Annotated in this window: 15 protein-coding genes; all 15 read left to right on the top strand. The window is 43.0% G+C overall.

What is annotated here, in order from left to right; all coding sequences use genetic code 11:
- Positions 1 to 6: 6 nt before the first annotated feature.
- Positions 7 to 276 carry a septation regulator SpoVG gene (gene spoVG / locus C805_RS21240; RefSeq protein ID WP_016216076.1) on the top strand — a complete coding sequence of 90 codons (270 nt, stop codon included), beginning with the start codon at positions 7 to 9 and terminating at the stop codon, positions 274 to 276.
- Between the two features lie 842 nt (positions 277 to 1,118).
- Positions 1,119 to 1,496 carry a hypothetical protein gene (locus C805_RS21235; RefSeq protein ID WP_016216075.1) on the top strand — a complete coding sequence of 126 codons (378 nt, stop codon included), beginning with the start codon at positions 1,119 to 1,121 and terminating at the stop codon, positions 1,494 to 1,496.
- 1 nt (position 1,497) lies between these two features.
- A complete protein-coding gene (locus tag C805_RS21230; protein ID WP_016216074.1) occupies positions 1,498 to 2,589 on the top strand; it encodes a hypothetical protein in 1,092 nt (363 codons plus the stop codon).
- Positions 2,590 to 2,808: 219 nt separating this feature from the next.
- Positions 2,809 to 3,636: an undecaprenyl-diphosphate phosphatase gene (locus tag C805_RS21225; RefSeq protein ID WP_016216073.1), complete on the top strand. Its 828-nt coding sequence runs from the start codon at positions 2,809 to 2,811 to the stop codon at positions 3,634 to 3,636.
- Positions 3,637 to 3,684: 48 nt separating this feature from the next.
- Positions 3,685 to 4,596 carry a DNA adenine methylase gene (locus C805_RS21220; protein WP_016216072.1) on the top strand — a complete coding sequence of 304 codons (912 nt, stop codon included), beginning with the start codon at positions 3,685 to 3,687 and terminating at the stop codon, positions 4,594 to 4,596.
- A gap of 63 nt (positions 4,597 to 4,659) precedes the next feature.
- Positions 4,660 to 5,478, top strand: a complete 819-nt coding sequence (locus C805_RS21215) for a type II restriction endonuclease (RefSeq protein WP_016216071.1) — start codon at positions 4,660 to 4,662, stop codon at positions 5,476 to 5,478.
- Between the two features lie 15 nt (positions 5,479 to 5,493).
- Positions 5,494 to 6,054: an aminoacyl-tRNA hydrolase gene (pth, locus tag C805_RS21210; protein ID WP_016216070.1), complete on the top strand. Its 561-nt coding sequence runs from the start codon at positions 5,494 to 5,496 to the stop codon at positions 6,052 to 6,054.
- 47 nt (positions 6,055 to 6,101) lie between these two features.
- Positions 6,102 to 9,653, top strand: a complete 3,552-nt coding sequence (gene mfd, locus C805_RS21205) for a transcription-repair coupling factor (protein WP_016216069.1) — start codon at positions 6,102 to 6,104, stop codon at positions 9,651 to 9,653.
- Positions 9,654 to 9,904: 251 nt separating this feature from the next.
- The gene (locus tag C805_RS21200; RefSeq protein WP_016216068.1) at positions 9,905 to 11,107 is read left to right on the top strand and encodes a hypothetical protein; all 1,203 of its coding nucleotides are present in this window, start codon (positions 9,905 to 9,907) and stop codon (positions 11,105 to 11,107) included.
- 32 nt (positions 11,108 to 11,139) lie between these two features.
- Positions 11,140 to 12,237: an FAD:protein FMN transferase gene (locus tag C805_RS21195; protein WP_016216067.1), complete on the top strand. Its 1,098-nt coding sequence runs from the start codon at positions 11,140 to 11,142 to the stop codon at positions 12,235 to 12,237.
- Positions 12,224 to 12,598 carry a NusG domain II-containing protein gene (locus C805_RS21190; protein WP_016216066.1) on the top strand — a complete coding sequence of 125 codons (375 nt, stop codon included), beginning with the start codon at positions 12,224 to 12,226 and terminating at the stop codon, positions 12,596 to 12,598. The genes C805_RS21195 and C805_RS21190 overlap by 14 nt, the downstream gene beginning before the upstream one ends.
- A gap of 13 nt (positions 12,599 to 12,611) precedes the next feature.
- The gene (locus C805_RS21185; protein ID WP_016216065.1) at positions 12,612 to 13,106 is read left to right on the top strand and encodes a Gx transporter family protein; all 495 of its coding nucleotides are present in this window, start codon (positions 12,612 to 12,614) and stop codon (positions 13,104 to 13,106) included.
- Between the two features lie 245 nt (positions 13,107 to 13,351).
- A complete protein-coding gene (locus tag C805_RS26550; protein ID WP_016216064.1) occupies positions 13,352 to 13,528 on the top strand; it encodes a hypothetical protein in 177 nt (58 codons plus the stop codon).
- A 27-nt stretch (positions 13,529 to 13,555) separates the two neighbouring features.
- Complete coding sequence (locus tag C805_RS25475; protein ID WP_016216063.1) at positions 13,556 to 14,485, top strand: helix-turn-helix domain-containing protein; 930 nt, start codon at positions 13,556 to 13,558, stop codon at positions 14,483 to 14,485.
- 318 nt (positions 14,486 to 14,803) lie between these two features.
- Entirely contained in the window at positions 14,804 to 18,376 is a 3,573-nt protein-coding gene (locus C805_RS21180) for a fibronectin type III domain-containing protein (RefSeq protein ID WP_016216062.1), read from the top strand.
- Positions 18,377 to 18,467: the final 91 nt, after the last annotated feature.

The raw sequence follows: 18,467 nt of genomic DNA, 5'->3' as shown, positions 1-18,467 counted from the left end.
AGATTTATGCAGATTACAGATGTGAGAATCCGCAAGGTAGAGAAGGAAGGAAAGATGCGGGCGGTAGTTTCCATAACTATTGACGAGGAATTTGTGGTACATGATATTAAAGTGATTGAAGGAGAGAAGGGCCTGTTTATTGCAATGCCCAGCAGGAAGGCAGCAGACGGTGAATACCGGGATATTGCCCATCCCATCAATTCTCAGACCAGAGAGACCATACAGCAGATTATACTTGATAAGTACCGGACGGAAATGGAAGCTGTGGAAGCATAGACCGAAATTAATTATGAAATGTAACAGTGGAAGCCAGTGCAGAGGGATTTTGCACTGGCTTTTGAATCGGGAAAAGGTGTTTTTTGTATATGGTTTTTATTTATGAATCCCGGCATTTCAAAACAGAGAAAACCGGCAAAAAGATATCTTCTGTCAGAGTATGTTTATCGTTATAACGCTTATAAAATGTAATTCGGCTGATTTTATATTTTCTATATTTTTACCAATAAATCCATAAATATGGAACTTTTATAAATTTCACCTGTAAATAACCCCCAAAAAGGCAGCCGCTCCGTCAAAGTGTCTGCCCTTTCCTGTCCTTGTCCTCTTACCCACACCTGAAAACTCCCTAATGCCCGATAGGCGGGATTCCTCCGCCAGCCGCAGGGCGGGAATGTAGTAATCACCCTGCAAAAACATAGCCAGGACCGTTGGTATCGTCATGGATTTTTTTCTGGCGTTTTTTTCATTTATGACCTCCTGTATTCAGTTTTTTCAGAATCCGGTTGTTCGTGTCCCTGTTCATGCGAATTTATCAGGCAACTGAACTCAAACGTATTCAGCAGAAAGGAGGGCAATAGAAGATGAAATATCCCAATCCAAGGAACAGGAGAGCCGTTGGGACAAGCGGCAGATCTGTTCCGGTGATAAACAGTTTTTCTCTGTTTATGAAGTACCCTCCGGCTCTTAATTGGGAGTTGGAGGTATTTTGTTGCAGGGGCATAAAGACCTGAAGGAAAAAGATTGAAGAAGCAGGAGGGCAGTATTATAATGGAAACAGGTGGAACATAAATTTAAATGCAGAGTAGAAAAGCAGGCAGGATTGAGGAGAGATAAAAGGAATGGATAATAAATATAGATTGTCAATGATGATTGTATTGATCATCATGTTGTTTCTGTATATGTTGGGCGTGGTTGAAATCACAGATGCGAGTAATTTTTCATTTACTTTGGCTGCGCTGATATTCAGTGTAGCATTGGCGGTGGATACCTTTGCAGAAACAAATAAAATTGCAGAGATCATTTCATTTGTTCTCCAAATGATGGCATTACTGGTGGTCGTATTAATTCCAAATCTTAAAGATTTCAGTTTTCTGAAAAAAATTATGGATGTACTGGATACAAATGTATTATTGATACTGGCGTTATTTTTTACTTTTGCAGGGCAATGGGCTGCAGAAATAAAGATAAAAGATATTAAAAACAGAGGGGGAAAATAGAATGTACACAAATGATAAAACGTATGAAGTTATATTAACAAGCGTGGCAGATATTAGTATGTCAAACTGGCAAATAACAAAAACGGTAGATATGATGACAATGGTAAATAATAAATTTGCCATTCTTTCTAAAATTAATAAGCTGCTTGAAAATGGGGTAAACAAAAAAGATATATTTGTAGCAGATCGATCTTTTTTAATTTCTACGAGTTATCGAACTTACTTTGAAAAAGGAGATACATTTTTTGGAAGTCCTCAGGATGTGCTGAAAATGTGTAGTTTAGGGCGGTTTTATACAATGGAGCCAAATGAGGATATTTGTAAAATCAATTGTCTCTTCGGGCTTCACAAAAAGTTAAATTCTATTTTAAATAATAATTTAAAGTGCAGGATTCGAAGTGCTTATTTGGCTGAAAGTTTTTCTGTATTATTTCAAAAATCTTTAGACCAGGCTTGCGAAGTACTGCTGGATGGAGTATTAGAGCAGGTATGGGAGAAATTTGAAAGAGGAAGTTTTGTCGAGATGGAAAAATGGAATAAAATGATCAGGGAACTTGATAAGCAGAAAGAGAATGCTCTAAAGAGGGATAGAGAAAGATTTGAAAAGATAATGGAAGAAAGCAAAATTGTTTTTGCCAGTACATATAACAGGCTTGAGCGGCCAGTGGTAGGTGTATATCATCAGGATGTACCTTCCATAGAGATTATAAACGCAGATCAGATGTTTAAGAATGGAGAGGAATCGGAAACTCAGATAAAGTTAAGAAGGATAACGAAAAACAGCCCCGTCGTTATAGCATTACTGGTAACGGGACCGATGGCAGGCTTTTTGGGGTATTTATGTTATCGGGACCATAAGGTGAATACTCAAAAGGCTTCACAGAATATTTTAGATATTCCCAAAGATTCTAATACAGCAATTAATAATATTCTTGGAACTGATAATGGAAGATTGATAAATACCGGAAATGTGAACAATATTGATTCGCAAGTCAAAGAAATGGCACAGCATAATCTTTTCCGTCTGGAGAATGTAACGAATAGAAGGGTGATGGAGATGGAAATGAGAAGAGAAGTAAATATCAGAGATTAAGATAGAAATAGATTTTTGCATTCAAATCAGTTACAGAAATAACGGTAAAAATTAATAAAATTTTGAATACATTCACTCCTAAATTTTCAAATAATGTGATATACTGTAACGGAGTTTGTTTGATCGGTTTGAAAAATCTGTAACAGTGGGAGTATCTGCTCTGTTACAATCATCTTCGGAAAAAATTTTTCAGACCCGTTCCAGGAAAGGATTAAGAGTATGTTGGAAATTTTAAAAGCGGTAGTATATGGAATTGTAGAAGGAATTACAGAATGGCTCCCGGTGAGCAGTACCGGACACATGATTCTGTTAGAAGAAATCATGCCCATGAAGGTATCTCAGGAATTCTGGAATATGTTTCTGGTAGTGGTACAGCTTGGTGCAATCCTGGCTGTGGTTCTGCTGTTCTGGAATCGGATTTTCCCCTTTCAGCGGAACAGAAGAAGGCAGATTCGGATAGACTGGAAGATTATGAACCTTTGGGTTAAGATTCTTGTGGCATGTATTCCGGCGGGGATTGTGGGAATACTGTTTGATGACTGGCTGGAGGAACATCTGTACAATTTCCGGGTAGTAGCGGTTATGCTGATTGCAGTGGGAATTGTTTTTATTGTGGTGGAGAACCGGAACCGGGGTGTCAGACCCGTGATCTGCACCACCGATGAACTGGACTATCGGGTGGTTCTTCTGATTGGCATGTTTCAGCTTGTGGCCGCAGTGTTTCCGGGAACTTCCCGCTCCGGAGCAACCATAATCGGTGCGCTGATGATTGGCGTGTCCCGTACCGTGGCGGCAGAGTTTACATTTTATCTTGCCATTCCTGTTATGTTTGGCGCCAGCCTGTTAAAATTATTAAAGTTTGGTTTAACTTTTACATCTATGGAGCTGGGAATCCTGTTTACCGGAATGATAGTGTCTTTTATTGTGTCCGTTGTGGTCATCCGTTTCCTGATGGGATATATTAAAAAACACGACTTTAAGGTGTTTGGCTGGTATCGGATTGTTCTGGGGGCAGTGGTGCTTCTGTACTTTGGCGTGATTGCATAAGGATAGGTACCATCTGATGAAATAAGGATTTATATTTGGAGGTAAAATATGGTTGGAAAGGTGTATGTTCCACCTGTTAAAATACAGGGTATAAAGACAAAATTAGTGTCGTTGATTTCAGAAGAAGTTGACATTAGTGATGATACTGTATGGTATGAACCTTTTATGGGATCAGGAGTGGTTGGTTTGAATCTGGCTCCGCAACGAGCAGTTTTTGCAGATATAAATCCATATGTTATTAATTTATATCAACAAATCAAATTGGGGAATATTGATTCATATATGGTACGTGGGTATTTGGAAAGAGAAGGAAAACTTTTAGAAAAAAAAGATGATAGATATTATTATGAAGTGCGAGACAGATTTAATGAATATCATAATCCGTTAGATTTTTTGTTTTTGAACAGAAGCTGTTTTAATGGAATGATCAGATTTAATAAAGAATATCGATTCAATGTACCTTATTGCCATAAACCTGCACGTTTTTCTAAATCTTATATTACTAAAATTGTAAATCAGGTAAAACATTTGGAAGAAATATTAAAAGTAAATTCATGGGAATTTAAATGTCAGTCATTTGAAGAAACAATAAGTGAAGCAGGTGAAAATGATTTTATTTATTGTGATCCTCCATATATTGGCAGGCATGTGGATTATTATGATAGCTGGAATGAGGAGCAGGAAATCAGATTAAAAGATGCGTTATTTGCTTCAAAAGCAAAATTTATGCTTTCTACATGGGATGAAAATAAATATCGTAAAAATGAGTATATAGAATCCGTATGGGGAATGTGCTATAAAGTGAATCAGGAACATTTCTATTTTATCGGTGCAAGTGAAAAAAACAGGAATGCTATGAAAGAAGCGTTATTAACTAACTATGATCCTGATAAAAGCAGGAATGCAAGGAGCGAGGAAGCAGAACAGATTTCTTTAGAGTCCCTGATAAGACAGGGATAGATAAGATGTAAATGGTGAGTAACAGATATTTAATAAGAGTGAATAATTAAATGGAGGGCCAGATTGGAGTTTGATTTTATAAAGGAATTTTATAAAAAGACAGGAGAAAGAAATATTTCATGGGAAATTAAAGCATTAGTAACTCCGGAGGGAAATGTTTATACTTTGGGGAGTGATTCAAAGTTAATAGGTAGAATATTTGAACTGATTTCGTATGAAATTATAAAAGAAATTGCAGACGAAAATGAATTGTTGCTGTTGCCTTCTGACAGGCAAACGGTGTACCCGGATTTTACATTAATGAAAGATGAACGGGATGAAAGAAAAATCGCGATAGATATAAAATCAACATACAGACTGTCAGGAGAAGACAGAAAATCGAAACTTTTTAATTTTACTTTAGGTTCGTATGCTTCCTTTATGCGAAATGGAACAAAAAATATTATGTTTCCTTATGCGCAATATGCAAAACATTATGTGATTGCTTTTATATATACAAGAAATGAAAGAGCAAGTGAAGGAGAAAAGCATCATATAAGCGAACTTCAGACATTGCAGGTTCCATATAAAGATGTGGAAGTTTTTGTACAGGAGAAGTATAAAATTTCCGGAGAAAAGCCTGGTAGCGGAAATACTGAGAATATTGGATCGTATAAAACGGATAAAATGGATTATCTGATTAATGGGGAAGGACCTTTCTCAGTTTTGGGTTTGGAGATTTTTGAAGAATACTGGGCAGGTTATCCGAAATACAGGGCAGAGAAGAAAAATTATACTTCACTTGAAGAGTATTTTGAATGGTGTGAAAGAAATGGAAGAGACATGACTGAAGCTAAAAAAATGTATGTGTATTGGAAAGAATTACATAGAACTATGAAATAGATAAAGGAGACGCCCATGTTTATCATTGCGGGACTGGGAAATCCCACCAGACAGTATGAAAAAACCCGTCACAATGTAGGTTTTGATGTCATTGATCTGCTGGCGGAAAAATATAATATAAAAGTAAATGAGAAAAAGCACAGGGCGCTGTGCGGAACGGGGATTCTGGAGGGGCAGAAGGTGCTTCTGGTGAAACCTCAGACATTTATGAATTTAAGCGGTGAGAGTATCGGAGCAATTCTGAATTATTATAAGATACCGCCGGAAACAAATTTTATGGTGCTTTATGATGATATCAGTCTGCCTCCCGGCAGGCTCAGAATCCGGAAAAAGGGCAGCGCAGGAGGGCACAACGGCATAAAAAATATCATAAGCCATGTAGGAACTCAGGAATTTCTGCGGATTAAGATTGGGGTCGGAGAGAAGCCCCAGGGCCGGGACCTGGCGGATTATGTGTTGAGCAGGTTTTCCAAAGAAGAGCGGGAACTGGTGGAAGAAGCCTTTGGAAAGGCCTGTGAGGCGGCGGCAATGATGGTACAGGGAGAGACTGACCGGGCCATGAACCAGTTTAACTGAATGCAGGAACAGGTGTTTTCGGGAACATACATGATATGGAGGCGATTATGAAAAGTTTTACAGAGCCTTTGTCGGAGCTGAAAGAATATGCAGATTTAAAGGCACAATTAAAGAAAGGAAAGGAAGTGATGCAGGTTTCCGGGTGCATAGATACCCAGAAGCCTCATTTCATGTACAGTCTGCTCCGGGAAGGGGAAAGCTGTCTGATTGTAACTTTTCAGGAACAGAAAGCAAAAGAACTGTATGAAAATTACAGGTTTTTCGACCGGCAGGTGTTGTACTATCCTCCCAGGGACGTGCTGTTTTATCAGTCGGATATCCGGGGAAATCTGCTGACAGGAGAACGGCTCACTGCGGTAAAAGCCATTCTGGAGCAGAAGCAGGTGACGGTGATTACCACTTTTGATGCCCTGATGGACAGAATTGTACCTCTTGCACATATACGTCAGGCTATTCTGGAATATTCCCTGGGGGAAACTCTGGATATGGAAGAGGTGAAAAACCGTCTGGTGCAGATGGGCTATGAGCGTAATTACCAGGTGGAGTCCGCCGGGCAGTTTGCCATTCGGGGCGGGATTCTGGATATTTTTCCCCTGACAGAAGAAAATCCCTGTCGTATTGAGCTGTGGGGAGATGAAATTGATTCCATGCGCAGGTTTGATGTGGAGAGTCAGCGCTCTATTGAAAATCTGGAGCGGGTGCGCATTTATCCGGCCAGCGAAATGGTGATGTTTCCGGAACTGACAAAACGGGGGCTGGAGGCTCTGGAAAAAGAGAAAATCAGACTGTATGAAAAGTTCCGAAAAGAAATGAAAACTGAGGAAGCTCACCGGCTGAAATCAACGGTGGATGCTTTTATGGAGGAAATCAGAGAACTGGGTCAGGGGACCGGTACGGACAGCTATCTTATGTATTTCCTGGAAGAAACCGTTTCCTTTCTGGATTATTTTGATTGGGAACATACGCTTTTATTCCTGGATGAGCCTGCCCGTCTGGCAGAAAAGGGCAGGGTAGTGGAACAGGAATTTTCAGAGAGCATGAGCCACCGTCTGGAAAAAGGCTACATTCTGCCGGGACAGATGGAGGCACTGTATTCGGGAAAAGAGATTTTTGCAGGAATACAGCGGAAAAAATGTGTGGCCCTGACTACCCTTGACCTTAAGGTCAGCGAGCTGGAGGTGGATCATCGGTATACGGTTTCGGTGCGGAGCGTAAATTCCTATAACCGCAGTTTTGAACTGCTGATTAAGGATTTACAGCAGTACAGGAAAAACAGGTATCAGGTGATCCTGCTGTCCGGCTCCAGAACCCGTGCCGGACATCTGGCGGAGGACTTGCAGCAGGCCGGGCTGAACTGCTTTTACAGCCAGGATTATGATCATCCGGTGCAGCCGGGAGAGGTGATGGCTGCGTACGGAAAGCTCAAAAAAGGCTTTGAGTATCCGGACATTAAATTCGTGGTGATTTCGGAAAGCGATATTTTCGGCGGGGAACAGAAGCGCAGGAAAAAGCGCAGAGTGTACGAAGGAGAAAAAATTCAGAGCTTTACGGATTTGAGTATCGGGGATTATGTGGTACATGAGCGCTATGGCGTAGGAGTCTACCGGGGAATTGAGAAAGTGGAGATTCAGAAAATCGCCAAAGATTATGTGAAAATCGAATATGATAAGGGGAGCACCCTGTATGTACTGGCCACTCAGCTGGAAGCCATTCAGAAGTATGCAGGCGCAGAGGCCAAAAAGCCGAAAATCAACCGGCTGGACGGACAGGAATGGAGCAGGACCAGAAGCCGGGTGAAAGGCGCGGTGCAGGAAATTGCGAAAGAACTGGTGGAACTGTACGCGGTGCGCCAGCAGTCGGATGGCTTTGCCTATGGAGAAGACACGGTATGGCAGAAAGAATTTGAAGAGCTGTTTCCCTTTGATGAAACCGAAGACCAGGAGCTGGCCATTGAGGCTACCAAACGTGATATGGAAAGCAGGAAAATCATGGACCGGCTGATCTGCGGAGACGTGGGCTACGGAAAAACGGAAATTGCCATCCGGGCGGCATTTAAAGCCATTCAGGATGGAAAACAGGTGGTATACCTGGTGCCCACCACGATTCTGGCCCAGCAGCATTACAATAACTTTGTCCAGAGGATGAAGGACTTCCCGGTGCGGGTGGATCTGATGTGCCGGTTCTGTACGACCGGCCAGATGAAAAAGACCGCAGAGGATTTGAAGCGGGGCATGGTGGATATTGTGATTGGCACCCACCGGGTACTTTCCAAAGACGTGGTATTTAAGGATTTGGGTCTTCTGATTATTGACGAGGAGCAGCGGTTTGGCGTGGCTCATAAAGAAAAAATCAAGCAGATGAAGAAAAATGTGGATGTGCTTACCCTGACGGCCACCCCTATTCCCCGGACCCTCCATATGAGCCTGATTGGCATCCGGGATATGAGCGTGCTGGAGGAGCCTCCCATGGACCGTATGCCCATACAGACTTACGTGATGGAATATAATGAAGAAATTGTGCGGGAAGCCATCAACCGGGAGCTGGCCAGGGAAGGGCAGGTGTATTATGTGTTCAACCGGGTGAATCAGATTGTGGAAGTGACTTCCAGGATTGCCCGGCTGGTGCCGGAGGCGAACGTGGCCTTTGCCCATGGCCAGATGAAGGAGCGGGAGCTGGAAAATATCATGTACCAGTTTATCAACGGAGAAATTGATGTACTGGTATCTACCACAATTATTGAAACAGGACTTGATATTTCCAATGTCAATACCATGATTATTCAGGATGCGGACAACATGGGCCTGTCTCAGCTTTACCAGCTTCGGGGCCGGGTGGGGCGTTCCAGCCGGACAGCCTATGCTTTTCTCATGTACCGGCAGAATAAAATGCTGAAGGAAGTGGCGGAAAAACGTCTGTCGGCCATAAAGGAATTTACAGAGCTGGGCAGCGGTTTTAAAATAGCCATGCGGGACCTGGAAATCCGCGGGGCCGGAAACCTGCTGGGCGCCCGGCAGCACGGCCATATGGAGGCGGTGGGCTATGATTTGTACTGTAAAATGCTGAATGAAGCGGTAAAATCTCTGAAAGGGGAAATACAGGCAGAGCAGTTTGACACCACCATGGAACTGGATGTGGACGCCTTTATTCCCCCTGCCTATATTCCAAATGAATTTCAGAAACTGGATATTTACAAGCGGATTGCAGTGATTGAAAATCAGGAAGAACGGGAAGAAATGCTGGAAGAACTGATTGACCGGTTCGGAGAGCCTCCGAAATCTGTGGAAAACCTGCTGGCCATCGCGTTGCTGAAAGCAAAAGCCCATAACTGCTATTATACGGAAGTAAAAGAAACTGGTGAGAAAATTAAATTTACATTTTATTTTCAGGCCAACATTAATCCTGCCAATATTGCTCAGATTACGGAAAAATACCAGGGAGCGCTGCAGTTTATCCGGGACGCCAAAGCTCCCTGCTTTGAATACCTGAAAAATCATAATACCCGCCAGAAAAATGCAGGCACGCTGGAAAAGGTGGAAAGGATTCTGGAGGATACCTGGGAGCTGCTGGTGGAGCATGGGGAATCGCAGCCGGGCACATGAATCGCCCATTGGAATGACTATGGCTGAGAGACCAGTTCAGCCCACTCCCTTTTTAACAATTCCCGGATTCCGTAACAGGGAAGCCATAGGCTGAACGGTTGCGAACTGTTTGAAAATATTGTGAAAACTGTTGCTACCGGCGAAAAAAAGAATTATAATATCAGCAGTATGCCTGAACAGGTTTGGAATTCAGGTAAAGTTATGATACTGTACAGGAAACGGTGCAGTGAGAGAATACACAGGAGGATGTTATGAAAGGAAAGAAAATCTTATCTTTGTTACTGGCGGCAGCCATGGGAATTTCTGTATTGACAGGCTGCGGCAGTTCCATAGACGGAAAGAAAGCAGGCGCAACCCTGGACGGAGAGGAGATATCCCTTGGATTTATGAATTTTATGGCCAGATATCAGCAGGCCATTTATGACGGGCAGTTTTCCGGCATGTTCGGAACCGGGATGTGGTCTCAGGACCTGTTCGGCGAGGGAACGGATATGGAAACCTCCGTTAAGAAAAACGTGGCGGATAATATTGAGACCCTGTACCTGTTGGAAAACCATATGAAAGATTACAATGTGGAGATTACCGAAGAAGAACTGGCCAAAATGGATGAGGCAGCCGGAAAGTTTCTGGAGGATAACAGCGAAAAAGCCATAAAGCAGATGGGGGCTACGCAGGAATATGTGAAGGAGATGCTTCGCCTGAATACGATCCAGACAAAAATGCGCAAGGCCATGGACGCAGAGGTGGATACAGAAGTTTCTGATGAAGAAGCGGCCCAGAAAACCATCAGTTATGTAAAAGTAAATAACAAATCCACCACAGATGAAGAGGGAAATTCCAAAGACTATACAGAGGAAGAAAAGGAAAATCTGAAAAAAGAGGTGGAAACCTTTGCAGCTTCCGCCGGAGAAGATTTTAAGACTGCAGCGGAAACAGCAGGTTATACCGTTTCAGAAGCCTCTTACGGCGCAGATGATGATTCACTGGAAAAGGTGCTGACAGAAGCTGCGGACAAGCTGAAAGACGGAGAACTCACCGGCGTTATCACCGGCGAAGATGCATTTTATGTGGCTCGCATGGACAGTACCTTTGATGAAGAAGCCACGGAAAAGAAAAAAGAGGAGATTGTCACAGAGCGCAAAAACGAACATTACCAGGAAATGTGCGACAAGTATAAAGAAAGCGCGAAATTTGAACTGAATGAGAAAGAATGGGCGAAGGTGAAATTTGATGACCTGTTCACCATAAAGCAGGAAGAAACACAGGAGCCTGAAACGGAAAATACAGAGGATAATGCAGAGAACCCGGAATCCGGTGACAGCGCAGAGAATGAAGACGCAGGAGACAATGCAGAGAACCCGGAATCCGGTGACAGCGCAGAGAATGGAGACGCGGGAGACAATGCAGGGAACCCGGAATCCGGTGACCATCAGGAAAACACAGACAATCAGTAAGCAGAGCAGTGAGTAAACAGGGGGCTGCCGCATTGAAAATCTTTCATGCGGCAGCCTTTGTAAAGGTGATTGACATGAAAAAGACATACAGTGCGGGAATTCTGCTGCTGGCTGCGGCGCTGCTTGCGGGAATTGCACTGATACAGGAACAGGGCAGTGAGATGAAGCGGTATGAAACAACATTTTTTGACAGTTTCGATACTGTGACAGTGATTACCGGATATGCAGAAAGCCAGAAGGAGTTTGAAGAACAGGCCGGGAAACTGCAGGAGAAGCTGCGGTATTATCATGAACTGTTTGACATATATCACAGTTACGATGGAATAAATAACGTGAAAACCATCAATGATGCAGCCGGGAAAGAGCCAGTAAAAGTAAATCAGGAATTAATAAATATGCTGAAGCTGGGACTGGATATGTATCAGAAAACAGAGGGAAAAATCAATATCGCTTACGGCAGCGTGCTGTCTCTGTGGCATGAGTACCGGGAGCGGGGACTGGCAGAGCCGGAACATGCGAAACTGCCGCCGGAGGATTTACTGGATGAGCGAAGACAGCATACAGATATTTCCGGACTGATAATAAATGAGGAAGCATCCACCGTATTTCTGGAAGACGGGGAAATGTCTCTGGATGTGGGGAGCATTGGAAAGGGATATGCGGTGCAGCGGCTGGCAGAGTATGCACAGGAAGCCGGAATGGACCATTTGCTGTTCAGTGTGGGCGGCAATGTATGCGCAGTGGGCAGTAAGCCGGACGGAACCCCCTGGCGGGTGGGAATTGAAAATCCTGATTTGGAGAGTGACAAAAGTTATGTGGGAACTGCGGAACTTTCCGGAACATCCATTGTAACCAGCGGGGATTACCAGAGGTTTTATGTGGTGAATGGAAAACGATACTGCCATATTATTGACCCGGATACGGGAATGCCTCCGGAAAATTTTCCGCTGGTATCGGTGCTGACAGAGGACTCCGGGCTGGCAGATGCATGGTCTACAGCACTTTTTAATATGGAATTTGAGAAGGGGCTGGCTCTGGTGGAGTCAGTGCCGGAGGTGGAAGCACTGTGGATTATGGAAGACGGAGAGATTCGCTGTTCCGGAGGATTTGAATTTCATGAAGAAAAATGATGTGATTTTAATTGGAGTAATTCTGGTTCTGGCCCTGGTATCCTTCGGAGGGATTTACCTGTATTCTGCCCAAAATACCGGAAATGGAGAAGCAGTGGTTTATCTGGACGGTGCGGAACAGGGGCGTTATTCTCTGGATCAGGAGCTGTCCCTGGAAATACCTGCAGGGCAGGGGAATTATAACGTGCTGGAAATCAAAGACGGAAAGGCAGACATTACAGAGGCTTCCTGTCCCGATAAAATATGCGTAAACCACCGTCCGGTGAAAAATCCGGGGGAGCGTCTGGTGTGCCTGCCCAACAGAGTGGTGGTGGAAATTGAAAAGGACAAAGAGCCGGGACTGGACGCTGCCGTCAGATAGAAGGGAGACAGATATGGCAAAAAAAGCTGCATATATGGGAATGCTCACAGCCCTTGCCTTTGTATTTTCCTATATTGAATTTCTGATTCCCGTCAACGTGGGCATTCCCGGAGTCAAGTTAGGTCTGGCAAACCTGGTGACCATTGTGGCCCTGTACATTATGGGTGTCCGAGAGGCCTGTACCCTGTCACTGATTCGGATTCTGCTGACAGGCCTTACCTTTGGAAATCCTGCCAGTATGATATACAGCTTTGCGGGAGGCCTCCTCAGCCTGCTGGTGATGGTGTGCGCCAGGAAAGTGAAACTGTTCTCCATAACGGGAGTCAGCGTGCTGGGCGGGGTATTCCATAACCTGGGACAGATTCTGGCTGCCGCCATGGTGGTGGAAAATGCGCGGCTTCTGTATTACATGCCGGTGCTGATGCTGTCCGGGACCATTGCCGGAACATTGATCGGACTGCTGGGGGCTGTGCTGGTCAGAAGGCTGGAAAAGCTGAAAAAAGAGTGAGAAGAATAACATATCTGATTTATATGGAAAGGGTTATAATCTGAATGAAAAAAGATATTCAGATTATGGCCCTTTTCACAGCTGTGGAGAATACTTTTCAGATCAGCCGTCCTCTGAAGCGTTGTGTAACAGACATTTCAACTACCTCTTGAGAGAACTCAACCACCGGTTGCTGTCCGGATTCCCTCAGTTTTGGTAGTATGGATTCAGCAGCAGAGAAACCAGAAAAGCAAAGGAGGAAGGAAATGAAAAACTTACCAGGAAACAGAAAATTTGAGAAAAGTATGGCAAAAGAATGGAACCATGTTATGATAGCAGATGAAAATATTTCTTATCATGGTGGGCTGGAGCAGGAAGCCATCAGAACCATGCGTTACACTGCAGGAATGGAACTGGAGCGGATAAAACAGTTACTGCGATAATCAAAAAACAGGAAAAGGAGAAAAATTATGTTTGATACAAGAAAAGTCGGAAAGAAAATTGCAGCATTGAGAAAAGAGAGAAATAAAACCCAGATGGAGCTGGCAGACGAAATGGGCGTCAGTTATCAGGCAGTGAGCAACTGGGAGCGGGGCAATTCCATGCCGGATATTTCAAAACTTCCTCAGCTGTCACTGATTCTGGGAACCAGCGTGGATGAAATTCTGGGTGAATCCAAAGAAGCGCAGCTGTTGGAACATGTGATTGCCGGGACAGAACAGACATTTCTGAAGGAACAGGAGACAGAAGTGGAGACTATAGCAGAGGTTGCGCCTCTGATGAAACCGGAACAGACGAAAAAACTGGTGGAACATGTGGTGGAATCCAAAGAGGAACAGGGAGAAGATGGCTTCAAAGGAGAAAAAAAGAAAATTTCCGTAAAGGAACTGACAGTCCTGGCGCCTTATCTGGAGGAAAATTATCTGGAAGAACTGGTGGAAAAATACGGGATTTCGAGTGATATGCACAGTCTGGCAGCCCTGGCGCCTTATCTCTCAGAGAATGCTCTGGATAAGATTGCCCTGGAGTCAGAAGGAAGTATGAAAGAGCTGGCAGCCCTGGCGCCTTTTCTTTCAGAGAATGCCCTGGATAAGATTGCCCTGGAGTCAGAGGGAAGTATGAAAGAACTGGCAGCTCTTGCCCCATTTCTTTCAGAAGAAACATTGGATGAAATTGCCCGGAAAGTTGAGGAAGATCCCAAAAGCCTTACGCCCCTTGCTCCGTTTCTTTCAAAGGAAATACTGGGAAAAACAGTACTTAAGGCACTGGAAAAAGGAAACATTGAAAACTGTGTGAGCCTCTATCCTTTTCTGGATGATGAAACACTGAAAAAAATTGCGGACCGCCTGATGAAAGAACAGGGAGCAAAATCTTTGCAGGCACTTATTCCGTTCCTGTAGAAAAATCACCCTTTCGTTAAATATTTGTAAAATAGTCAGAAAATTAAAGAAAAAAATCACCAAACGTATAAAAATAAGGGGGGGGGGTAGAAAGTGTACAAAATTCACAAAAAGTCAAAATTATTGAAACATCAATTGACTTTTTATATAAAGGGGACTAGAATGAAAGAAGGTCATTTGTGAAGAAAATGTGAAGCAAGAATGAAAGTTTTATGAATTACGGACAGTCCCCCTGGAATTCATATATTGGCGCCTTCTTTACAGGATTACTCATAGGTGATAAAAAACTATTATCTATTTAACGAAAGGAGTTTTTTTATGAGAAAAAGTGGAATGACAGCACGTGTTGCAGCTGTTGTACTGGCTGCCAGCATGGTCATGACAAGTGTGCTTCCTACTTTTGCTGCGGAAAATCTGACAGTGGAAACTGATGATAAGGCGGCAGTGGATGGCGTGTCCAAGGTTATCGGACTGCGGGGAGAAGCAGACTGGAATGTTCTGGCAGGTGGTACTGCTTATGAGACACCTTACAGTTATGTGAACAAAGACAGTGACAGTGTGTATGTGGCAGGAACCAAAGAGACACTGGAGACCATGAAATTTGGAGACGAACTGTACAAGAACGGGGAAAATTATTATACTGGCGCTCGTATGGTGAATCCGTCAGTGATCCGTTTATCCGGACCCGCAACTATTGTAGTGGATGGATTACAGCCGGATCCCACCACGGGACTTTATGTGGTAAACGGGAAATATTATGCTTATGTGAACTCAACAGACCAGGTGCAGAAGGATGCGCAGGGTAATATTACCGGATATACACATCTGGCAAGTTATGTAAGCGATAATAATGAAGTTAATGTTCTGGGAACCGTACCGGGAGAGTTTGAAGACGACTATTATTATGCAGGCGATATGCAGACAGCGGTAGACGCGGCTTTTGGCAGAAAGCTGGATGCTGCCCGGATCGGATATGATTGCTATGCAGGAACTGACGGAAAGCTGTATAAAACTATTACTAATGTCAGAACTGCAACTAATCCGGAAACAGGAAAATATGTTGTAAAGAGCGTATATTCATATAAGACCAATGAAATTGCGCTGGATAAGAGATATCAGCAGATTTCATGGAATCCGGTTACCAATAAGACAGAAGTAGACAGCAATGGAAAACTGTTATACGTTGGTTACCAGATTAAGATGAATGATGTGGATGTTGTTTCCGGCAACGTTGCATCCAACAACGGTAGTCTGCAGACAATCTACAGAGGTACCACATATACAACTCCAATTGGCTATACTGCAGCAGAGAAGAATAAGTTTGAAGTAAGAGCTGTATATTACACTGCTACTCAGAATTATGTTGCTGCAGTGGATGAAGAAACCCAGCAGCCATATGAGAGCAATGAAGGAACAACTTACGAAATCGTTAAGACCGGTGCATGGTCAGAGCCATTTACCTATGCATGGTCCATGCCTTCCGTACCGGCAGTGGCAAATCTGCAGTTCGTTCAGAAGAGTGTTGGTAAGGGAGAACTTTCCTGGAATGCAGCAAAAGAGGCTCATGGTTATAAAGTTGAATATGTAAGTTCAAATACACTGGTGGATCCGGCTGCTTACGGAGAATTATTTGAAGATGCCAATTCTGTCAGAGTAGGTGCAAATACCACACATTATGATGTTACTAACAGAGCAACAAATAATTATGAATATACATATTACAGAGTATGTGCGTATGTGGAGACAGAGGATACAAGACTGTATGGTGATTATTCCAATGTCGTTGCAGTTGGTCTGGATAAGAGAGAGAATACTCCTGAAATCAAAAACCTGCAGATTGAGCAGAAGATGGATGGTTCTTTTGATCTGACATGGGATGAAATCGACAAAAATGCAGAAGTAGTTGTGTATGCTTCCCAGGATAAGAAAATGTTCAATACACCGGAATTTACCTATCGTCAGCTGAACGCAACCGGTAAAGATGCGGCAGGAAAAGAATACAGACTGACAGAGGTATTCGGACTTCAGGATAAACTTGCTATTATTGATAAAAAGGTAGAATCCTATACCGGAACAGGTATTGACAGGGTTTCCAGTACACAGCTTGATCTGGAAGTTGGAAAGAAATATTATTTTGTAGTTGCGACAGTTGACAGCATTAACCGTGGTACTGACCGTTCTGCAGCAGGCAAATATATTGCCAATGTGGCAAAGGTTCCCGGCGCAGTGAACAATGTAAGTTTTGGTTACTACAATGACATTGTAACCTCCAAAACAGTTTCCGCAACACCTGCAATCAATATTACACAGCCTTCTACAAAATCCGGCAAAACTACTGTTACCATGTATTTCAACAAGACAGAAAACGTAACAGGATACCAGATTTACCGTAAGAACAGCAAAGGTAAATTCAAAAAGATTGCAACTATTAACTCTGCACAGTATGCAGACAAAGAGCTGAAAGAAAACACCATTTACGATTATCAGGTAAGAGGATATTATTACAATCCGGATACCAAAAAGACTGCATACAGCGATTATGTGTACTTCTCAGCAGAGACAGGCAATGACAAATTTATTGAATTAAATGTAAACAAACAGAGCAAGAATTCTGTAAAACTGAAATGGACCAAGGTTTCAGGCGTAACTCAGTATGAGATTTACAGAAGCTATATGACAGGTACAAGCACGAACTATACACAGAAAAATAACTCCGGTTATGGATATGGCGATGGCGCTTATGCACTGTCCAATGCAAAATGGGAGAAAATTAAGACCATTACCAATGCAAAGACCACATCCTTTACTGACAAAAAGCTGAAAAAGGGAACATCCTATACTTACAGAATCGTTGCTACTTATGCTTCCGGAGCAGCTACCAGACAGGTTTGGGCTTCTGACAGTGTAGTTATGAAAGCAACTGCACCTCAGGATGTAAAACTGACACTGAGCAAGAACAATGTGAAAGTAACATGGGATAAGGATACCTATGCTTCCAAGTATCAGATTCGTTATAAGAAATACGATGCAGAAAACAGAGCAGAGAAATTAACCTGGACAGTAAAATCCACCAAGAAGAATTACTATACCATCAAAAATATTGCAAAAGGCGGAAAAGTTGAAGTTCAGGTACGTGCATACGGCGATAAGAAATGGTCAGTGTATACAGGCACTTATACCAAAGCAAACGGTGAACTTGCAGCAGCAAAGAACGTAACTGCAAAAGAGGTTACAGAGACTCTGGCAGACGGCAAGACCAAGACTACAGCAGTTAAGGTTACCTGGAAGAAAGTTTCCGGCGCTGCATATTACAAAGTATTCCGTTCCACCAGCCCGGTTGCAGACTACAATGCAGATAACAAGACATATTACAGACCGGATGATGATAACTTTACACTGATTTCCAAAGAGAGCAATGCTGATGAGACTTATGACAATGTATTCTACAAAGATTACAAGAATGTATCCGGCAGTGTTGTGGGAACAAAAGCAACAGACCGCGCACGTCTGCAGACAGGTGTAACCTATTACTACTATGTAGCTGCATACAGTGAGAATGGTACAAGAATCTCCAAAGGATTCAATAAACCTGCAAGCATCTGTTACAAAGCTACTCCGGTTATCAGCAAAGTTACCATTAAAAAGGGTAAAGTAACCCTTAAGGTTGCTAAAGTAACTGGTGCAAAACAGTATGAAATCTATCGTTCTACCAAGAAGAACAAAGGTTACGAAAAGATTGGAGTGACCAAGAAGAATAAGACAACTTATGTAGATAAGACTGTAAAGAAGGGCAAGACATATTACTACAAAGTAGTAGCTGTTGGTACCAATGGACTGAAGGGTGACTTCGTTTCCAGCGCATCCGCAGCAAAGAAAGTAAAAGCAAAATAAAACATATTGTTTATCCGGGAGGCCATTGGCCTCCCGGTTTTTTATTCTATAGGAAATTCCTCTGGATTTCCTATTAGAATAAAAGACAATA

The organism is Eubacterium sp. 14-2 (assembly GCF_000403845.2).
Taxonomy (GTDB): domain Bacteria; phylum Bacillota; class Clostridia; order Lachnospirales; family Lachnospiraceae; genus Petralouisia.
The sequence above is the reverse complement of the archived record's forward strand: the minus strand, read 5'-3'. Positions and strand labels throughout refer to the sequence as shown.